Here is a 19,760-nt window from a genome sequence, read left to right as displayed (position 1 = left end):
ACTCGTTAGTATGTGCACCATAAATATAAGAACTCAATTATTTTGGAGAACAAGATGACGTTTAGATATGGTGTAGACCGTCTAGATCTTGATACTGTAAATGGTATTGCAAATGGTTCAGTTGAAGCTGTTTTAACAAGTGAAGCTATCAATAAAATTAATACAAGCCGTCAACGCGTTGACAAAATGGCCGCATCTGACAAAACTGTTTATGGTATTAACACCGGCTTTGGTCCACTGTGTGATACGCAAATCACCCCTGCAGAAACAAACCTATTACAAAAAAATCTGCTGATCACTCACGCTGTGGGTGTTGGTAATCCAATTGCTAAATCTATCTCTAAATTAATGCTTATCACCAAAGTACATGCGTTAAGCCAAGGTTTCTCGGGTATTCGCCTTGAAACTGTTGAACGTATGCTTAAGTTTATTGAGCTTGATTTAATTCCAGTCGTACCGGAGCAAGGCTCGGTGGGTGCATCGGGCGATTTAGCACCATTATCACACTTATTCTTACCACTTTTAGGTGAAGGCGAGTTTTGGGTTGGTGATGACATTGTGCCTGCGGCAAAAGCCCTAGCTGACAATGGTTTAGAGCCAATGGATCTTCATGCTAAAGAAGGTTTAGCGCTAATTAACGGTACCCAGTTTATTTTATCCCATGGTATTACTGGCCTAACTAAGATGCGTTACCTACTTGACCTTGCCGATGTTGCAGGTGCAATGAGTATTGAAGGTATGCAAGGTAGCCAATCGCCATTTAGAGAAGAGCTACATGCAATTCGTGCCTTTGCTGGCAATGTTGAAGTCGCAACGCGCATGCGTCGTCTATTTAAAGATTCGCAAAATATGGCAGATCACACTGACTGCGACCGCGTTCAAGACCCATATTCATTGCGTTGTATTCCGCAGGTGCACGGTGCATCACGCAACGCTTACAACCACTTAAAAGAACTTGTTGAAATTGAAATGAACTCGGTCACGGATAACCCAATTGTTATTAGTGAGGAAGAAGCGATTTCAGGCGGTAGTTTCCACGGTCAACCGCTGGCAATGGCACTTGATTATGCATCAATTGCCGCTGCTGAACTGGGTAACATTTCAGACCGTCGCTGTTATTTATTACTTGAAGGCTTACACGGCCTACCGCGCCTACTGACTACATCAGGCGGCCTAAACTCAGGCATGATGATCCCACAATACACCACCGCGGCACTTGTGACAGAAAACAAATCACTGTGTTTCCCACCGTCAGCTGACAGTGTACCTACTTCTATGGGTCAGGAAGATCACGTGTCTATGGGCAGTATTTCGGGCCGTAAACTTAACCAGATTCTTGGTAATCTTGAGAAAATCTTCGCAATTGAGTTAATGTACGCAGCACAAGCCGTTGACTTTAGACGCCCTAATACGTGTTCAGATATCATAGAACAAAATCATGCGCTCATTCGTACTAAGGTTGCGAAATTAGAAGAAGACAGACTATTAAAGCCTGACATTGATGCCATGGTTGAGTTTGTTAAATCTCAGGCATTCACTGTTACGCTGAACTAAGGATAACTGACATGAACGTACAAGAATTTCAGAATATCATCAAGCAAGGTATCCCTAGCGAATTACCTGCACCGAAAGCATATCCTGCAGGCGCTAACCGCGCGCCTAAGCGTAAAGATATTTTATCGGTAGAAGAAAAGCAGCTCGCGGTGCGTAATGCGCTACGTTATTTCCCGAAAGAGTGGCATGCGGAACTCGCTGTTGAATTTGCACAAGAGCTTAAAGATTTTGGCCGTATTTATATGTACCGCTTTAAGCCAAACTATGAGCTAAAAGCACGCTCAATCTCTGATTACCCTGCAAAATGCGAGCAAGCTGCGGCGATCATGCTCATGATCGACAACAACCTTGATCCAGCAGTAGCACAGCACCCAGAGGAACTTATCACTTACGGTGGTAATGGTGCGGTATTCCAAAACTGGGCACAATACCTACTTGCCATGAAATACCTTAGCGAAATGGAAGAAGACCAAACGCTACACATGTACTCTGGTCACCCAATGGGATTATTCCCATCTTCTAAAGATGCGCCGCGTGTAGTTGTAACCAACGGTATGATGATCCCGAACTATTCAAAGCCGGATGACTGGGAAAAATTCAATGCGCTAGGTGTAACGCAATATGGCCAAATGACAGCAGGCTCATTTATGTACATTGGCCCGCAAGGTATTGTTCACGGTACAACCATTACGGTTATGAACGCATTCCGTAAAGTACTCAATAAAGGTGAATCACCAAAAGGCAAGATCTTCTTAACAGCCGGTCTTGGAGGAATGAGTGGTGCTCAGCCTAAAGCGGGTAACATTGCTAACTGTATAACTGTATGTGCTGAGGTGAACCCGAAAGCGGCGATTAAGCGTCACCAACAAGGTTGGGTAGATGAACTGGTAGATAATATGCCAGATCTAGTTGCCCGTGTACGTAAAGCACAAGAAAACGAAGAAGTGGTGTCGATTGCGTTTATTGGTAACGTTGTTGATGTATGGGAAAGCTTCTTAGCTGAAGATATTTTCATTCACTTAGGTTCAGACCAAACGTCACTTCATAACCCTTGGTCAGGCGGTTACTACCCGGTTGATATCAGCTATGAAGAATCAAACCGTTTAATTCGTGAAGAGCCAGAAGTATTTAAAGAAAAAGTACAAGCAACGCTTAAACGCCATGCTGATGCGGTAAACAAGCACACAGCAAAAGGCACCTACTTCTTTGACTATGGTAATGCGTTTTTACTTGAAGCATCACGTGCGGGCGGTGATGTCATGGCTGAAAACGGCATCGATTTCAAATACCCGTCTTATGTACAAGATATTCTTGGCCCAATGTGTTTTGACTATGGCTTTGGTCCATTCCGCTGGGTGTGTACTTCTGGTAGCCCAGAAGATTTAGATAAAACCGATGCAATTGCAGCAAAAGTGCTTGAAGAAATTATGGCGAACTCGCCTGAAGAAATTCAACAGCAGATGCAAGACAACATCACTTGGATCAAAGACGCGAAAGAAAACAAGCTAGTGGTTGGTTCACAAGCGCGTATTCTTTATGCTGACTCGGAAGGTCGTATTAAGATTGCAAATGCCTTTAACGATGCCATTGCGCGCGGTGAAATTGGCCCAGTGGTACTTGGTCGTGACCACCACGATGTATCAGGCACAGATTCACCATTCCGTGAAACGTCAAACATTTACGATGGTAGCCGTTTTACAGCAGATATGGCTATTCACAACGTAATTGGTGATGGTTTCCGTGGTGCAACTTGGGTGTCTATCCACAATGGTGGTGGCGTTGGCTGGGGCGAAGTGATCAACGGCGGTTTCGGTATGCTACTTGACGGTAGTGACGATGCTGAGCGTCGTCTTAAGTCTATGCTACTGTTTGATGTAAACAACGGTATTGCACGTCGCAGCTGGGCGCGCAACGAAGAAGCTAATTTTGCAATCAAACGCGAAATGGAACGCACTCCTAAGCTTAAAGTAACGCTTTCACAAAATGTCGAAGACGATATTTTAAATAAGCTAGACTTTTAGTTTAACTAATACTTTCTATTCGAAAGGCCGTTTCAAAATATGAAACGGCTTTTTTATATAACAACCCTCTTATACCAATTCTCTTTCAACAATCAGCTTAAGTAAGTGATCGATTTTGAGGCAAGAAAACCTTGTTGGTAGCACCGAAAATTTTGCTGTTTAATTGTTCTCGGCAATTATTCCTGCATTGCTCTACCTTCTGCATCCTAGCAGTTTTAAATAAGAAATTGTAAATGAAGCTAGTGTCATTTTTAGTCCGTCATAATGACTGAGAATTATTGAGATTTGTAAAACTGAAATTTCGAATTTACACTTCAATACGATTTTTGCCGCTTTTCTTCGCTTGATACATTTTTTCATCTGCACATCGAATCAATGTTTCTAAGCTATGGTTATTGTCACTGTAATAAGCTATGCCTAAACTCGCGCTAATATTTACCTTATTTAACTTACCTTCGCTGTCTTCAACTTGATAGCTTTTTGCTATCTCAATTACGGCCTTTTGCGCTAAGTTCACTGCACTTTTCTTATTTTCGAGGTTAGGTAAGCAAATTAAAAACTCATCTCCACCTAGTCGGCCCACTGTATCTGATTCTCTAAAAATCTTATTTAACCTAGTCGCAACTTGTTTAAGTAATTCATCACCAACACCATGACCATATGTGTCGTTAACTTGCTTAAAACCATCTAAATCTAGGAACATCACTGCTAACTCTTTTTTTGTTCGCTTTACTTGCTTGAGCGAAGATGAAAGACGCTCTTTGGTAAGCCAAACTGAGGGTAGCTTGGTTAATGGGTCATAATGCGCTATTTTTTTAAGCTCATTTTTGGTTTTCTTTAGCTCTTGAATCGTATCGTGTAACTCGGTGACATCATATTCAGTCACTAGAAATACAAAATCACCAGTGAGTGGGTGTCGACTTATACGGATGTCCACGGTGTGACGCTGCAACCCATTGTTAGTCTGCATAAGATGCTCTTCACACCCAGCTTTTTGGTTCTGAGAAGCAGTTAAACGAGCTTTTGCTTCTGATTGTTCTTTAAACCGAGTTTCAAAATCACTGTGATTGGCGACTGTATCTATGTTGCTATACCAATCAGTAAAAGCTGGGTTTTCAAAAAGTCGTTTGCCATCCATGTCGTAGCAACTTACCGCTACAGTGGTATATCGCATCGCTTCAGCAAAGAGTAAGTTTTCAGGCTGGCTACTGGTATCCATCTGCTCACTGATAAAAGCGATAATCCCGCGGTGCTTTTCTGGACCAAGTAAAACCGCAACGTGGCGCATAAGCATGAGTTTTGGCTGGCCATTTGGATATGTTGTCCAAGGGTCTTTTGTTAGCCCTTCTTGTGCTGCTTTTACAAATGTTTGCTCTGTTCGCTTGCGGGCACCTTCAGTATCACCAGACAAATCTTTATCAATCAATTGCTGAACGTCAGTTAGACCCCAAAAATTCAGTGCGTGCTTATTACCCCACCAAAAGCCATGGCGGTCTAAATCAAAAACCCAAATGATATCCGGAGAATAGTCAAAAGCATTTAGCTCGTTAGATGAGGTAATGACCGGTAAATGGTCTACAGCAACTTCTTGGTACACGAGTGGACTCTAGATAAATTTTCATAAAATCATATTACAGATAATTTTTTGGGATTTCAGCTAATAATCGCGAAACATAAAATGCTATGCAGCTAAACAAATATGTCCAAATTACAATTGCTTAACCATTATTCAACGCTTTATCGACCGCTTTAAGAAGAGATGATTTTGTTGAAGGTTTCGTGATATAACCCGTTAAACCTAGAGTCGCCCATTTACGAATAATATCTTTGTTTTTATTACCGCTTATCGCAATTATTGGTAAATTTTTGCAATGTGGAATGTTTCTCAAGTTTTTCGTTGTGTTATAACCATCTAGTTCTGGCATAAATAGATCGAGTAGAACGACTGAGAACTTTTGTTTTTTCAATAGTTTTATTGCTTCTAAACCTGTACCAACACTTGTAACTTGGTACCCTTCATCGATTAAAACTCGTGATACCATCTCTCTGTAAAATTCATTATCTTCAACAACCAATACTTTTACTGGATGTTTGTCTTCTGTTTGCTGATTAGCAACAAAATTATCTTCATGCTTTCTTGCTTGTTGCTCAGCTTTAATTTGTTGTGCAGGTTTGGACACATCATTTTCAGTTAATAGTGCTGCAAGTTCTGCGATTGAGAATCTTTTATCTTTGAGCCTAGTTTGTAAAACATCTATGCTTTCTTTTAACTGGCTCTCTAATGAGTCAATTAGTGGTGTTATATGGGCATTTTTCAATTCAGACAGTAATTGATCTTGAATTTGATTTAACCCTTTTTGTTCATCTAATGACTTTCTGGCATTTTCAAGTGTATCTGTTGCCTTCGTATGATAATCAGCAGCATCATCAATCAATGCCTTTAACTTTTCATCAATTCGCCCAAAGTGCTCTTCTCTAAGTTTATATATATCAGATACATCGTTTGTTCGATTAAGCGCATTGTGCAATATCATTTTGAATCTATAGTTTTCGTACATTGGTTTATAAATAAAATAATCATTAAATAAACCTTTTGTACAACACCTAAATGCAATTCCAGATTCTTTATTTTCACACAGAAGAATATTTTCGTGCGGATAGTTTAAAATTTCTGCTTGGGCAAATGCTTTATAGCTTTCAATGCTTTTAGCAACAGTTTCACGTGCAATAATAATGATGCTAGGCTGAGTTTTAACAATGACTTCTTCTGCATCTTGTTGATAAGTTAATGTACGAAACTCATTCACTTGTGACGATAATATCTCTATAACACCAACAAGCTCAGAAGGTTCATCACACAATACGATTACTTTTGGGCGTCTTTGTGCATGGTCAACCGCATTGCTCATTAAAAACTCTCTTTATTTAGATTTAATTATCTTTCGGTTAATGTCAGCTGTGTTTTTTGATATTACCGTCAAAAAGTCTTGTTGAGAGCAAGGCTTAAAATAGTAAAACCCCTGCACCGATTTCACACCTAATTGCCTAACAACATTTAAATCAGCTAATTCTTCCACTCCCTCAGCTACGACTTCGAGTCCGAGTTTATTTGCCATTTCACAGGTACTAGATACGATAATTTTTTTGCTTGCATCTTGAGAGCAACCATCAACAAAACATCTATCTATCTTTAGCTCATCAAATGGCAGTTCATTTAACTGCTTCATAGATGAATAGCCAGTACCAAAATCATCTATTGAGAGTTTAAAACCTTTTAACTTCAATCGAAGTAACACGTCTAAAGAGTGTTTTATATCATTAATTACATTACTTTCAGTTACTTCAAGCGTAATGGACGAAGTCGGCATACCATACTCTGAACAGATGGTGTAAAACCTTTCAGGAAGATTGACATCTTCAAGTTCATTTGCGCTGATATTGATACTAAATTGTATTCGAGAAACTGCTTTTTTGTTCTGAGACCAAAACTGCACAGTTTGAAGTAGAAGTTGAGATGATAACAAACTGGTTTTGCCCAAATTCTCCAGGAGCTCAATAAAGAAAAAAGGTGAAACAATGCCGTCTGTAGGATGTATCCAACGAGCAAGTACTTCAACGCCTAGGATCTCTTCAGTTTTACAACACACTTTTGGTTGTAAATGCCCTGTAAACTCTTCGTTTTGAAGTCCATTTAAAATCTCTTCGTTCGAATATTGATTTGTTTGATTATCCTGTTTTTGTGCCCTACTGGTTTCGCACAATGATTTGTAGAGGCTTGTCAATTTATTTGCTGATAGAGGTTTTTCAATTGAATCGAGTATTGTAAGACCATGCATCTGAGCCAGCGAGGCTGCATTTTTTAAAAACAAACTATTTTCACCGCTCAATAATGCTAGCGGTTGAGTAATGTTAAGTTCGCCGAGTTTTCTAAACATTTCAACACCATCTATTGACGGCATATTCATATCTAACAAAATAAGTGAGGCCATGTGAATCTCATCACTTTCTAACGCTTTAAAACCACAATCAAAACCGATAAAGCGACAAGGCGTTTGATTTTCGATCAATAGTTTTAGTTGAGTCAAAATTAGTTGGCTGTCATCTATTGCTAGAATTAGAGGTGAATTATCTAGCATAACCTCTCACTTATTGCTGATCCAAGTTAGTATTTTTCAGTATAGAAGCAATTTCACCTTCTGCCTCTTTGAATATAGTCAAACACTCAAATACTAATGATTTAATACTAGATTCAGTATTCTCTTGGTCAGATCCACAGGCGTCTTCTAGTGCAATTAATTTATCAGCAAGCGGGATACAGCCTATCGCTTTGGCTGAAGTCTTCGCTTGATGAGCGATATCTTTTAACAACACAGTGTCAGTCGTATCTAATCTGCTAAAAAGTTTTTTTGTATCACTGATGAAGCTTTCTAAAAACATAAGTTGTAGTTTTGTATCTGTACCAACAAACTGCGCGAGTACTTCAAAACTAAAATAAATTGGGCATTGTTTCTCTTTGCTTCCTTGGGTTGGTGATTCTTCTATTTGCTTTTCAGTAAATGAACTATCATCACTTTTTTGCTCTTTTAGCCAACGGCGTATTTTCTTACTTAAATCATGTAAAACGACGGGCTTAGATAAATAATCATTCATCCCTACTTCTAAACAGGCTTCTTTTTCACCATCTAACGCATTTGCAGTAGCAGCAATAATAGGCATGGCAGGTAGTTGGTGTTCAGCTTCAAGCGTCCTCACTTGCTTAGTAAATTCATACCCATCCATTTCTGGCATGTGGCAGTCTGTGATAATGAGCGCGAAATTAAATTGCTCCATAAGTTTTAGTGCCACTTTGCCGTTATCAGCAATCACACATTGAAAACCAAGCATAGCTAATTGACGCTTAAATAGGTCTTGATTATAAACATTGTCTTCTACAACCAAGATGAGTTGATTTATCGTTTCAGCTTGTCTAACACTAGGGACATTACTTTGAGTTATAGTCTCAGTCTCTTCATTTAATTCTCCCTCAACTAAATGCTCTAGCTTAGCGATGTGTAAAATAATTTTTGACGCATAATAAGGATAAAGAGGTAAATTACTGATATTTACACTCGATGGTTTTGGTAGCTTATCTTGATTGTTATCCAACAAAATGTAATGGCAATCACTGTCATCAATAAAAACTTCTCTACCTTCTGTAGAAAGCTGCTGAAATGATTCTGCTGTGATAATTAAATAATCAAAGCTTTGACTGTCAACCAATTGGGCATTAAAAAAGTCTTTAGGAATGATTTCACACTCAGCATTTGCAAGCATTAAATGATGCATTAAATCCAACTCAAATTTATCTTCATCCCCAACAACCGCCACCTTGATTTTGTTAACAAATGATAAGTGTTCACCTTGCCTAGAAGGCGCACTTAATGGCAGCCTGACTACAAAATTTGATCCCACGCCTTCCAAACTTTGACATTCAATTTCTCCTTTCATCATATCGACAAGTTTACTTGTGATAGACAGACCTAAACCTGTTCCACCATACTTTCTTTGAATACTATTATCAGCTTGCTCAAAAGGATTAAACAATTTATCGACTTGCTCATTAGTCATTCCTTTACCATTGTCTTTTACTCGAATACTGTAGTGACCGCTTTTTGAACTTTTTGCTATAGACACTTCGACAAATCCAGATTGGGTTGCAGTTGTTTTAGTGAATTTAAGCGCGTTACCTACAAGATTAAGTAAAATTTGCCTAATTCGAATCGGATCACCTAACTGATTTACAGACAATTCAGTTGAGAAGTAGAATGCGAGTTTAAGCTTTTTGCTGCTAGCTTGATATGCCAGTAATTCGGCAAGCTCTGTGATTAGCTCGAGCCAATTAAAGCTAACGCGCTCTAACTGCATTTTTCCTGCTTCAATCTTTGAGAAATCGAGGATGTCATTAATGATCCTAAGTAAAATGAGCGCTGAACTTTTAGCTACCTGAGTTAAATGAATTTGGTCAGGATCTAGCTTCGATTGAGACAGAATATCAAGCATACCGATTACCCCATTCATCGGCGTTCGTATTTCATGACTCATGGTTGCTAAGAAGCGAGATTTAGCTTCATTTGCTTGCTCAGCTTTTAATTTCGCAACTTGTAGCTCTTCTGAAAAATTCATATCTTTTGTGACATTAGTTTGATAAAGCAAACAATACTTTTCAGAATCAGTCGTAATATTCTTAACCAAGACCTCAAACCAAAATTCAGTATGATAAGCATCATAGCGACACTTTAAATGCATGCTGTACTCTTGCGATTGCAGCGAGCAATTTAGCATATCAATGAGTTCGTCTTTTTCAATAAGCGGTAGTCCATTAATAAAACTATAAATACTGTCGCCTGTATTAATTTCGCACCCCATAAAGGTATGATTATTTTGACCAGCATTCTGTAAAGGATCGGGGAAATGGTTTTTCATCACTATTTTGTGATTGCTATCGAGCAAAATAATAGAAGCTGGGAAGGAGTTAATCGCCTCTTGTAATAGCTTTTCAGTTGAGCGCTTAATTGATAATAGATTTTGCGTCGCTCTTCTTTCTTCTTCAGCTTCACTCATTCTTTTAAGTGCTTCTTTTCTTGCTGAATCTAATTCTTTTTGAATTTTTTGTTGTTTTTCCGCTTCATTCACTTGCAAAGTAATTTCTTTAACTACCCCTATAATAGAATGTGTCTCAGTACTTTGATTGAATTTAATATTGATTACTAAAGTAAAGTATCTGGGGGTTACTTCGTTAAGAGTTATTTGTAATTTACTTGTGTCTATAACTGCTAACTTGCGTACACTTTCTAATATATTTTTTCGTTCTTTCCTATCAAAGCGCTTAAGCAGTATTTTGAAGTTAAAAAACTCTTTGTCTAACTGTAAATTGAATAAATTTCTAAAACCTTCTGATGTATTGACTTGTTTAGAATTGATATCGACTTCAAAACTACCAATAGAAGCCAATTTCTCTGAAGAGTTCATAAATACTTGTCTAGAATTAATGCTGTCAGAAACCAGTAATGACTGTTTTCTATTTTTCTCTTGAGACCGGTAGCTTACATATAGGCCTAATAAGAAGAGTAAAAATAATGACAATATTTGCCAAATAAACTTGCTTTCTATGGTATTTAACAGCTCTGCTTTTCCTTTAGTGCTTGTAAAAACATAAGCACCTAAGTTTAGTTCGTGATCCCAAACAAAAGCATTTATTAGCTTAGAGTGATCGCCGTTCTTGTCTTCTCCTAACTTTTCTAACTGCTCGAAATATAACAAGTCATCTTGAATAAAGTAGCCTGCTCCTGATTTACTACTTACGTCAATTTGATGATCACTCGATTTTGAGACTAAGTGGTTCAGACTAATCTCATAAACTAAAAGCTGGTTACTTAAACCTTTCTCTTGTAATTTAACGCCTGCCAAAATATAGATAACACCATAGTGAGGTGTTTCTATGGCCATCGAAATAAGTCCACCTTGAAGCAATTTAGTTATATTTAACTGTATAACACTCGCTATATTAGCTTTACTTAAAAACTTTGTGGCGATGGGTTTATCGAGTGTCATTTCTTTAACGTCTAAAAAATTCGAGTTATTTCTGGTTGCTAAAGATTTAAGTAACATCTCAACCTTTGGTTCACGCCACAACTGTTTGAACCCATCGATATTATCAACTGCTTGATGATTTAATTGCCTGAGACTTTCTAACTCTGATAAATACCTTAATTGTCTTTGACTAGCATAATGCTCAACGAATAAAGCAGAAGTAATTGCAACAAACACGATGATCAGCTGGATCGTAGATGCTAGCTGAGCATTTAATAATTGTGACTTCACATTTGATAATAAACGTATTATTAAGCAAATCACGATGAAACAACCAAATCCAGATAACACAGATTTAATTAACGCAATCCGTGAACTATAGCGATATTCTTCAACCAATAGACTGGTGTCTTGCGCCATACTTTCAACCACTGAATAACTGTGCTTAATTAACTCATTTAGATAAGCTGTACTTGAATCCCACCAGCTAAACTTTGTTTCTTGCGGCTCCTCCCCATTTGCAAAAGCGTTTAATAAGTTGTCGATATATAGCTTTTTATTAATCGAATATGGGGGTAAGCTTTCTTTAACAAGCGCTTTATCAAGCAAAATATTGTGATGCGAATGAAGTTTCAGGGCATGTCTGAGCGCTTCTGATTTAATTGCTAACTGCTCTGATGTTATGAACCTTGACAACTTTGCTCTTAACTTTCCTCCTAACTCTATTGCCCGGAGTAAGGAATAAACATCTTTAATAGCCAATATTTGACCTAAATTTTGTTGGTTGATGTAATTTTGCTCAACCTGAGTTAATCGAACATATTTTAAGAGCAAATCAATGAGTACAGTGTAGCTTTTAAATATACTTTCTTTAGTTTGGTTATCTAGCTGGTTTTCTTGTCTCAGTACTCTAATGTCTTTTTCAATTCTTGTTGCGAGTTCACGAGTGGGCTCTGTTTTTGTATCTACTTTAATGCTAATTAAAGCTTCATTTGTTTCATCTAAGTATTTTTTTAATCGATTAGCATAATCATCAGATCCAACTAAGCCTGTCGACATCCCTCTTTCTCGTTGTAACGCAAAAATAAGACTATTAACACGCTTTACGTCTTCAAGGTTTAAACTGTATTGATCTAGACTTTTACTCAAAACTTTGAGTTGGTTGTAATTGTTTATTTCTACATAGAAAACAGAAATACATAGTACAGATGCCAAAAAATACAAAGAGAACTTTATGAAATAATTCACCTTTAACTCCAGAAAGAAGTATCAAAGCAAACTATAGTTTAAATAAACAAGCTGTCTAATTAGTAACCTATGAAAAAACCTATAGCGCCTCAAACTGAAGTCAAGCGAATTAACCATTTGCACTCTCTCAATATCCTGGATACTGGATCAGATCTAGATTTTGATCGTCTTACAGAATTTGTAGCTAATATATTTTGTGTCCCAATCGCCTTAATTAGCCTTGTCGACACTCAAAGACAATGGTTTAAGTCGAAAGTTGGCTTGGAAGCAAATGAGACTTCACGTGATATTTCATTTTGCGGCCATGCCATTTTAAAAGATGAAGTTTTTATTGTAGAAAACGCCCTTTTAGACGACAGGTTTTCAGACAACCCATTGGTCGTAGATGAGCCATCTATCAGGTTTTATGCTGGTGCGCCCTTGAAAACATCTAAAGGGTATAAAATTGGCACACTTTGTATCATTGATACTCAACCTCGAGAATTCAGAAAGCAAGATATTGAGATCCTTGAGAAGGTAGCTTCAGATATTGTTTCTCTTATAGAAGAAAAAGCCAAGTAATGCCTTAAGGTTTATTTAAGCTTCGGTTGTTAGATTCATTTTTTTAGCTAAGTCGAAAAAAAATGAAAACTACCAAACGTTTTATAGCGCCATTCTTTCCCATTTTGTTGTTCATTACATCATCACTGTGCGTGCTCATGTTTAGCCGCTTGCTACTTAGTGCATGGCAGAGTGAAAGACTAGGCTTTGATAATTATTTTGCATTGCTTTTAGGAGGCATAAGAATTGATTTAAGCACAGTAGCGTATTTAACACTGCCGCTTTTTCTTTTACTTATTATCTTTAAAACTATCAAAATACCCAGCTTACAAAAAATAGTTCAATTCATTGCCTCTTTCTACATCGCAACAGCACTGTGCTTTCTCGTGATGTTAGAAATTGCGACGCCTGCGTTTATATTACAATACGATATCAGACCAAATCGATTGTTTATTGAATATTTAGAGTATCCGCAAGAAGTGCTTGGCATGTTACTGTCCGGGCATAAATTAACCTTACTGATAAGTTTATTGTTTACTGTCGGTGCTTTTTACTTATCTTTTAAATATCTACCCAAATTTTGCAAAAATGCGGCAAGTAACACACCTGCTATATCCTTTTATTCAACCATTTTTTTGCTCTTTTTTGCTCTCGTCTTAGCCGCAAGAGGTACCGTTGGGCATCGACCTATCAATCCTGCTCTTGTGTATTTTTCACAAGATGCATTAGTGAACTCACTGACTTTAAATTCTGCTTACTCGGTTGCATTCGCAATTAAAAATATGCGAAACGAAAAAAGTACTGAACAACTATATGGTAAACAAGATAAGCAGACTGTTATTGAGAACATTCAGAAGGCTTCTTATAGAACAAGCTTCGTAGCAAATGAGTTCCCGACACTGGCTAAAAATGTGGCGTATCACTCAGGCCCTAAAAAAAATCTGGTTATTATCTTAGAAGAAAGTCTCGGTGCGCGATTCGTCTCTGAACTTGGTGGCAGTGGTATCACGCCTGAAATAGATAAGCTCTATAACGAAGGTTGGGCATTTGAGCACCTATATGCTACTGGAACACGTTCTGTAAGAGGTATTGAGGCTGTGGTAACTGGTTTTTTACCCTCCCCGTCTCGTGCAGTCGTCAAACTATCAAAATCGCAAAAGCATTTTTTTACACTCGCTGAGGTGCTAACACAAAATGGCTATACTACGCAGTTTCTGTACGGTGGTGAAAGTCATTTCGATAATATGAAAAGTTTCTTTTTAGGTAATGGTTTTCAAGACATCGTTGATTTTCAAAATATAAAAGAGCCTAAATTTGTTGCTTCTTGGGGAGTTTGTGATGAAGATCTATTTGCTCAAGCAGACAAAGAGCTATCAAAACTTGCCTCAACTAACAAACCATTCTTTTCTTTGATTTTTAGTTCGAGTAACCATGACCCTTTTGAGATCCCTGATAACAAAGTTTCATTACCTGACGGGCATGAAACTGATAACATTCAGCGCGATCTAGCTATTAAATATGCTGATTTCGCACTTGGTCGCTTTATAAATAAAGCCAAACAAAGCAACTACTGGCAAGATACGGTCTTTTTAATTGTCGCTGATCATAATGTTCGCGTTTTTGGAAGTGAGCCAGTTCCTATTAAGTCTTTTCATATTCCTGGGGTTATCTTAAATTCTGATTTTGATAACAAACGAGATCAAAGACTAGTAAGCCAAATCGATTTACCTGTTACCCTACTATCTTTAATTGGTGTAGACACACCAACACCGATGACTGGATTTGATTTAACAAAGACCTATCCTGTAGAGCGAGCTTTGATGCAGTACTATGATAATTTTGCCTATATTGAAAACAACCAAGCCGCTATTTTAACTCCAGGCCAACATCATAGCTTTTGGCAGTATGATAAATACAATAAAACGCAAACTTTAGTTGCACCAGATAGTTATTCAGAAAAACTGAAAGAAAAAGCATTAAGTCATGTACTATTTAGTTCGATGGCTTATCAGCAACAACTCTATCGTTTGCCAGCAAGTACACAATAATCCATTTTATTTTTCGAGAACAACTATGCTGTTTGATAACACCAATAAACCAAAGGGACTAAAGCGTTTGTTTTTAGCCCTCGGTCATTCTTTTCGCGCTTTCACTTGGTTAAGTAAAAATGAAGCCGCTTTTCGCCAAGAAATTGTATTACTGCTAACAACGCTCACTCTATTGCCTTTTTTGTCATTCAGCTCGTATGACAATTTGCTGATTATTTCGGCCACATTATTCGTGATGTTTGCAGAAATTGTGAATACTGCCATTGAGGCTGTAGTCGATAGAATTGGTCTAGAAATACATGAGCTTTCTGGTTTAGCTAAAGACTTAGGCTCAGCGTGTGTCACCATCGCTCTAGTAATACTAAGTTTAGTGTGGTTGGTCGTGCTTTATAGTAATTTTGTTGCTTAAGAAACTTTATCTAGTTAATGCGGGAAGGTCCATTATTTAAAATGGACTTTGCCGCCAACGATTTTGAGTGCTGGGGTGCCTCTGATCAGTGTTTTTCTCGCAAATTCAATATTGCACTGTGGACAATGAATTTTATCGATTGTGAAATCTTCAACTATTCGCTCTTCAAAGCATTTGACCAACGCGCCTTTGCCGCCTTTTCGATATTTAAAAAGTTGGGTTCGACATTTTGTGCAGAAAATATCAACCGTTCTTACCGGACCTTTCTTATTCGGTTTTGCCATAGCGATTATTTATAGAATACAGCCAACCAAATAGTTGGTTGCTGCTTTGAGGTTTGTTTAACTTTGTGCTTTTTGTGGGCAGGAATATTCAATGAATCACCTTGCTCTAGCGTTATACATTCACCACTTTCAAATTCAACTACACCAAAGCCTTCTAAGACCATCACCCATTCATGTTCGTCTTGGTCATACCAACCCGTCTCAGGTGAGCTGTGTCCATGAGAAACAATACGCTCAATGCGAACTGAATCAGTTTTGATCAGGTCTTCGAAAGCCTCTTCTTGAAGGTTATTAGGTAAGCTGTTTAACAAATTTTTTATCATAGTTTATTCTTTTGGTTTAGCTTTTTAATCCTCTGTCTTTTATTGAGAATTGATCAAGCCAAGTTGAATGAGTATTTACTCGCCGTCTTCCCCTTGTGGCTGTACTTCAGTTACCACTTTTTGCACTATTTTTACCCTGCCCGATTTTACCAATGCATCTCGCAAAATATATTCTATTTGCGCGTTTACACTGCGTAAGTCATCGTCGGCCCAGCGCTGAACTGCCGCTAATACATCTGGGTTTATTCTGAGTGGATAACTTTTCTTACTGGCCAAAATAATCCTCAAAAAAATTGCTAAGTCGAAGCTTAAACGACAACTTCGACTTAATTAGAAAATCAGTTATTAATAAAGGCTACCTGCATTGACCACAGGTTGCGTATTTTGCTCAGCGCATAATACCACCAGCAAGTTGCTAACCATAGCTGCTTTGCGCTCTTCGTCTAGCTCTACGATTTCTCGTTCAGACAATCGGCTTAGCGCAAGCTCTACCATACCAACAGCACCATCTACGATTTTTTGTCTTGCAGCAATAATGGCTGAGGCTTGTTGACGTTGTAACATGGCACTGGCAATTTCTGATGCATAGGCAAGGTGTGAAATTCTAGCTTCATGTACTTTTACACCTGCTTTTGCCAATCTGTCTTGAATTTCTGTCTTCAATGCTTCAGAGACTTGAATTGGGTGACTGCGCAGTGCAATTTCATCACCGTCATGTTGATCGTATGGATAAGCGCTCGACATATTTCTTAGCGCGGCTTCACTTTGAATGTTAACAAAGCTTTCGTAGTCATCTACTTCAAATACGGCTTCTGCTGTGTCATTCACTGACCACACAACCACGGTGGCAATCTCAATTGGGTTACCATGCGCATCATTAACTTTGATTTTATTACTTTCAAAGTTTCTTAATCTTAAAGAAATATTTCTGCGAATAAAGAAAGGGACTGTCCAACGTAACCCGTTTTCTTTTACTGTACCTACGTAACTACCAAACAAAGTAAGTACACGACCTTGGTTTGGCTGCACCATAAATAATCCTGTTAAACATGCCAAGCTAAGCACAGCTAGAACGACAAATATAATGCCACTCCCATTTACTGGGTTGAATTGGCTTAAACAGGCTAATGCAATTGCAATAAAAATCACGGTTGCAATATACCCGTTTGTTGAGAATCCTTTTGTTTCTTTCATTGAAAACCCCATCAATGTGATATCAAGTTGATATCACACTAGATCGAGTTTAGATTTTAAGCAAGTAGTTTGTTTCTATTTTGTTGATGTCTATTTGTAACTATTTATTTTGTTTTCAAGCAAAGCGATAGACTTATCGTTTGGAAAATCGAGTTTAAATACCTGGTATGCCTGCTCTGCCTCTTTAATTAATTGCTGCTCAAGATATGCGTTAATTAGAGACTGTGATAATTTAGGATGCTTAAAGATGTTTGCTATTTCAGCTTTAAGCGTTAACTCCTGTCGTTTGTTTTCTTGAGTTTGCGCAAGTCTATATGCGTAAAAAGCGTAAAGCCCCAAATAATTTAAGTCATATCTCGTTTTATCTTTGGCCAGCTCAATTGAAATAACCGCAGCACCGTTTGATTTGGCCTGTGTTATTAATTCGAATGTTGCTTCATCTTTAAAGGGTGTTCTTTGCTTTGGTGAAATACCTAACTTTAGTAACAAGGCTTCTGCAGCTTTGGCAACACTCATAGGGTTTTGAGCTGTTATAAGTGTTCCATCAACAGAAATATAAGGCATCATTGGGACGTTTTTAACAAATGTCGCACCACGCTCAATCAATTTTTCTTCAAGTGAAAATGGAAATTTATCAAGTAATTCTGCATTAAAAGCTTCCTCTTCGATTTGAGTAAAGCTATTAACCTTTTTGCCTGCAACAAAGAAGCGGCCATCCTTGTGCTTTAAATTAACCAGTGCAGCAGGTCCATGACATACAGCGGCGATTGGAGATTGCTGTTCGATAAACTGATTAATAAAATTTTGAGTTGCAGAGTCAAAAGGTAAGTCAAATATTGCGCCGTCTCCCCCAACAATAAATAGAGCGTCGTAGCTTTGCTTAATTGCCTGTTTTGCAGAGTGAGTATTTTGCAATTTATGAAGGGCAAGGCCTTTGAATTTTTGAATATAAGCTAGGTTGTCTTTATTGGACTTAACGACAACCTCACCGCCTTTAGGTGTGACAATGTCGAGCTTTAAGTTATGGTCATGTAAAACCAAATAAGTTTGTGCAAGCTCCTCAAGGTCGTAACTAATTTTACCTTGGGTCTTATTGCCGTAGCCGGAAATTAATAAAGCGACTTTTTTGGCAAATACATGAGGACTTATTAAGCCCAGACAAATTATGAATAGCGTTAAATATTTCATTGCTGCTTCTCCTTGTTGAAGTTAACAGCACTTTAACCAATCAGTTGTCGTGACTTTGTCGTGATTTATATTTATTTAAGTGTTTGAGGGCGTGTTACCAAAGCTTATTTGCGCAATAAAATAACCTGGCGGTTGCTCAATGCTCAATTGCCAGTTTGATTGTTCACAAATACGCTGTATCAAGTTTAAACCATGCCCTAACCCTTCACTCTGCTTGCCTTTTACGCCGCTTGCCAATGGCGAATTGATGGCATTTTGTTGAGTTTGATTTTTAAAAATAAGTTGTCGCTCATTTAAGGTGATGTCGGCATTATCGCCACTTGCGTGTCGTACCATGTTCGACAATAGATTTAGCATCAGAATGTTAACCAGATTTTGGTTACACATTACTTTCACATCCCCGTCAAAATTAAGAGTTAAATCAAGATGTTTGTCTGCTTCTGCGAGTAAAAAATCGTATTGGTTAATAATCAAAGACTCTAACTCTGCAGTTAAATTAACCACCCCTGTTTGGTTTGATTCGGAACGTGCAAGCGCCAATAAAATTGAAGTGATTTGATTGATATTAGCAACCGCCTCTGCAACTGTATCAAAATTACTTTCTGTGATTGTTTTTTCTTCTTTGCTAGCTGATAGCACGTTTTGAATAATCGCCACAGGCGTTCTGATTTCATGACTTATGTCTTTGGTAAAAGCGCGCTCTCGATCAAGCGCGGTATTCAACTGATTAAAGGCGTTTTTGGTATTGAGTGCTAATAAGCCAATTTCATTTTCAGGAAATGTATCAGGTTTAATATTGCCCGCATTTTTCTTGTTCACATCAGATGCTAACGCTTTTAAAGGTCCTGTAATCTTCTTGGCAGTCTGTAAGCTCACAACAAGTGCTATGGCAGAAATAAAACAAGCTATTACTAAAAGCCATACAAGCAGATTTGGCATATTATCTTTGCTAACTTCGAACTGCTCTACGTCAGCGAGTAAAAATAAGTGTTGTTCACCTAATTTAATGGTGGTTATATGAAGGGTTTTACCTGAACTTGTTTGATATTCCACTTTGCTGGGGTTTGATGGATACTCTTTTTGGATCTCAGTAGGTAGATCGGTAAAGTTTTCAACCAAACGCATGTAATCTGCTTTTGGAGGCAAAACCTCACCTGAACGTTTAAATTGTTCAGTTATATGAGTTGCTTCATCGTTGACTAAGCGGTTAAAAATATTATCTTCAATAGTCCAAGCATATAAAACAATCAAAAAGCTATAAATCAGCGAGATAGACAATACAGAGGTTATAATTACGAGGCTTATACTACTTGAAAGGCTTCTCATAGCTGTTTCATCTCCATGTGATGCATCTTATTCTAATATTCATTACTTGGTGATTG

Annotated in this window: 15 protein-coding genes; 5 read left to right on the top strand and 10 right to left on the bottom strand. The window is 37.9% G+C overall.

Translation table 11 applies throughout. The annotated features are described in order from the left end of the window. Nucleotides 1-54: 54 nt before the first annotated feature. Nucleotides 55-1,554 (top strand): histidine ammonia-lyase, encoded by a 1,500-nt coding sequence (gene hutH, locus ACH784_RS08240; protein ID WP_404394940.1) that lies wholly within the window; start codon nucleotides 55-57, stop codon nucleotides 1,552-1,554. 11 nt (nucleotides 1,555-1,565) lie between these two features. Next, nucleotides 1,566-3,575 carry a urocanate hydratase gene (locus tag ACH784_RS08235; RefSeq protein WP_404394937.1) on the top strand — a complete coding sequence of 670 codons (2,010 nt, stop codon included), beginning with the start codon at nucleotides 1,566-1,568 and terminating at the stop codon, nucleotides 3,573-3,575. Nucleotides 3,576-3,882: 307 nt separating this feature from the next. Here the strand turns inward: ACH784_RS08235 and ACH784_RS08230 are convergent, their stop codons facing one another. The 4 genes from ACH784_RS08230 to ACH784_RS08215 form a co-directional block, all read right to left on the bottom strand. Next, nucleotides 3,883-5,172 carry a diguanylate cyclase domain-containing protein gene (locus tag ACH784_RS08230; RefSeq protein WP_404394936.1) on the bottom strand — a complete coding sequence of 430 codons (1,290 nt, stop codon included), beginning with the start codon at nucleotides 5,170-5,172 and terminating at the stop codon, nucleotides 3,883-3,885. Nucleotides 5,173-5,293: 121 nt separating this feature from the next. Continuing rightward, on the bottom strand, nucleotides 5,294-6,484 hold the full coding sequence (locus tag ACH784_RS08225; protein ID WP_404394934.1) for a response regulator: 1,191 nt from the start codon (nucleotides 6,482-6,484) through the stop codon (nucleotides 5,294-5,296). Nucleotides 6,485-6,496: 12 nt separating this feature from the next. Then, nucleotides 6,497-7,642 carry an EAL domain-containing protein gene (locus tag ACH784_RS08220; RefSeq protein ID WP_404394932.1) on the bottom strand — a complete coding sequence of 382 codons (1,146 nt, stop codon included), beginning with the start codon at nucleotides 7,640-7,642 and terminating at the stop codon, nucleotides 6,497-6,499. A 79-nt stretch (nucleotides 7,643-7,721) separates the two neighbouring features. Then, nucleotides 7,722-12,392: an ATP-binding protein gene (locus ACH784_RS08215; RefSeq protein ID WP_404394931.1), complete on the bottom strand. Its 4,671-nt coding sequence runs from the start codon at nucleotides 12,390-12,392 to the stop codon at nucleotides 7,722-7,724. 69 nt (nucleotides 12,393-12,461) lie between these two features. Here ACH784_RS08215 and ACH784_RS08210 point away from each other — a divergent pair, with 69 nt between their 5' ends. The 3 genes from ACH784_RS08210 to ACH784_RS08200 all read left to right on the top strand — a co-directional run bounded on the left by ACH784_RS08210 (nucleotide 12,462) and on the right by ACH784_RS08200 (nucleotide 15,389). Beyond that, nucleotides 12,462-12,953: a GAF domain-containing protein gene (locus tag ACH784_RS08210; protein ID WP_404394930.1), complete on the top strand. Its 492-nt coding sequence runs from the start codon at nucleotides 12,462-12,464 to the stop codon at nucleotides 12,951-12,953. A gap of 62 nt (nucleotides 12,954-13,015) precedes the next feature. Continuing rightward, a complete protein-coding gene (locus tag ACH784_RS08205; protein WP_404394928.1) occupies nucleotides 13,016-14,980 on the top strand; it encodes an LTA synthase family protein in 1,965 nt (654 codons plus the stop codon). A gap of 25 nt (nucleotides 14,981-15,005) precedes the next feature. Beyond that, complete coding sequence (locus tag ACH784_RS08200) at nucleotides 15,006-15,389, top strand: diacylglycerol kinase (protein WP_404394926.1); 384 nt, start codon at nucleotides 15,006-15,008, stop codon at nucleotides 15,387-15,389. Between the two features lie 32 nt (nucleotides 15,390-15,421). On the opposite strand, the gene ACH784_RS08195 is transcribed toward ACH784_RS08200, so the two are convergent. From ACH784_RS08195 to ACH784_RS08170, 6 genes are all read right to left on the bottom strand, one after another. After that, nucleotides 15,422-15,673, bottom strand: coding sequence for a hypothetical protein (locus ACH784_RS08195; RefSeq protein ID WP_404394925.1), 252 nt, complete (start codon nucleotides 15,671-15,673; stop codon nucleotides 15,422-15,424). A 5-nt stretch (nucleotides 15,674-15,678) separates the two neighbouring features. Beyond that, nucleotides 15,679-15,996, bottom strand: a complete 318-nt coding sequence (locus ACH784_RS08190) for a cupin domain-containing protein (protein ID WP_404394924.1) — start codon at nucleotides 15,994-15,996, stop codon at nucleotides 15,679-15,681. A gap of 75 nt (nucleotides 15,997-16,071) precedes the next feature. Beyond that, entirely contained in the window at nucleotides 16,072-16,272 is a 201-nt protein-coding gene (locus ACH784_RS08185; protein WP_404394923.1) for an Arc family DNA-binding protein, read from the bottom strand. Between the two features lie 69 nt (nucleotides 16,273-16,341). Then, complete coding sequence (locus ACH784_RS08180) at nucleotides 16,342-17,190, bottom strand: SPFH domain-containing protein (protein ID WP_404394922.1); 849 nt, start codon at nucleotides 17,188-17,190, stop codon at nucleotides 16,342-16,344. A gap of 90 nt (nucleotides 17,191-17,280) precedes the next feature. Then, complete coding sequence (locus ACH784_RS08175; RefSeq protein WP_404394921.1) at nucleotides 17,281-18,378, bottom strand: type 1 glutamine amidotransferase domain-containing protein; 1,098 nt, start codon at nucleotides 18,376-18,378, stop codon at nucleotides 17,281-17,283. 75 nt (nucleotides 18,379-18,453) lie between these two features. Then, nucleotides 18,454-19,704, bottom strand: a complete 1,251-nt coding sequence (locus ACH784_RS08170) for a histidine kinase dimerization/phospho-acceptor domain-containing protein (protein WP_404394920.1) — start codon at nucleotides 19,702-19,704, stop codon at nucleotides 18,454-18,456. Nucleotides 19,705-19,760 lie beyond the last annotated feature (56 nt).

The sequence above is a fragment of the Pseudoalteromonas phenolica genome, assembly GCF_044788725.1.
GTDB classification, from domain to species: domain Bacteria; phylum Pseudomonadota; class Gammaproteobacteria; order Enterobacterales; family Alteromonadaceae; genus Pseudoalteromonas; species Pseudoalteromonas phenolica_C.
This window is presented reverse-complemented; position numbering and strand designations above follow the sequence as displayed.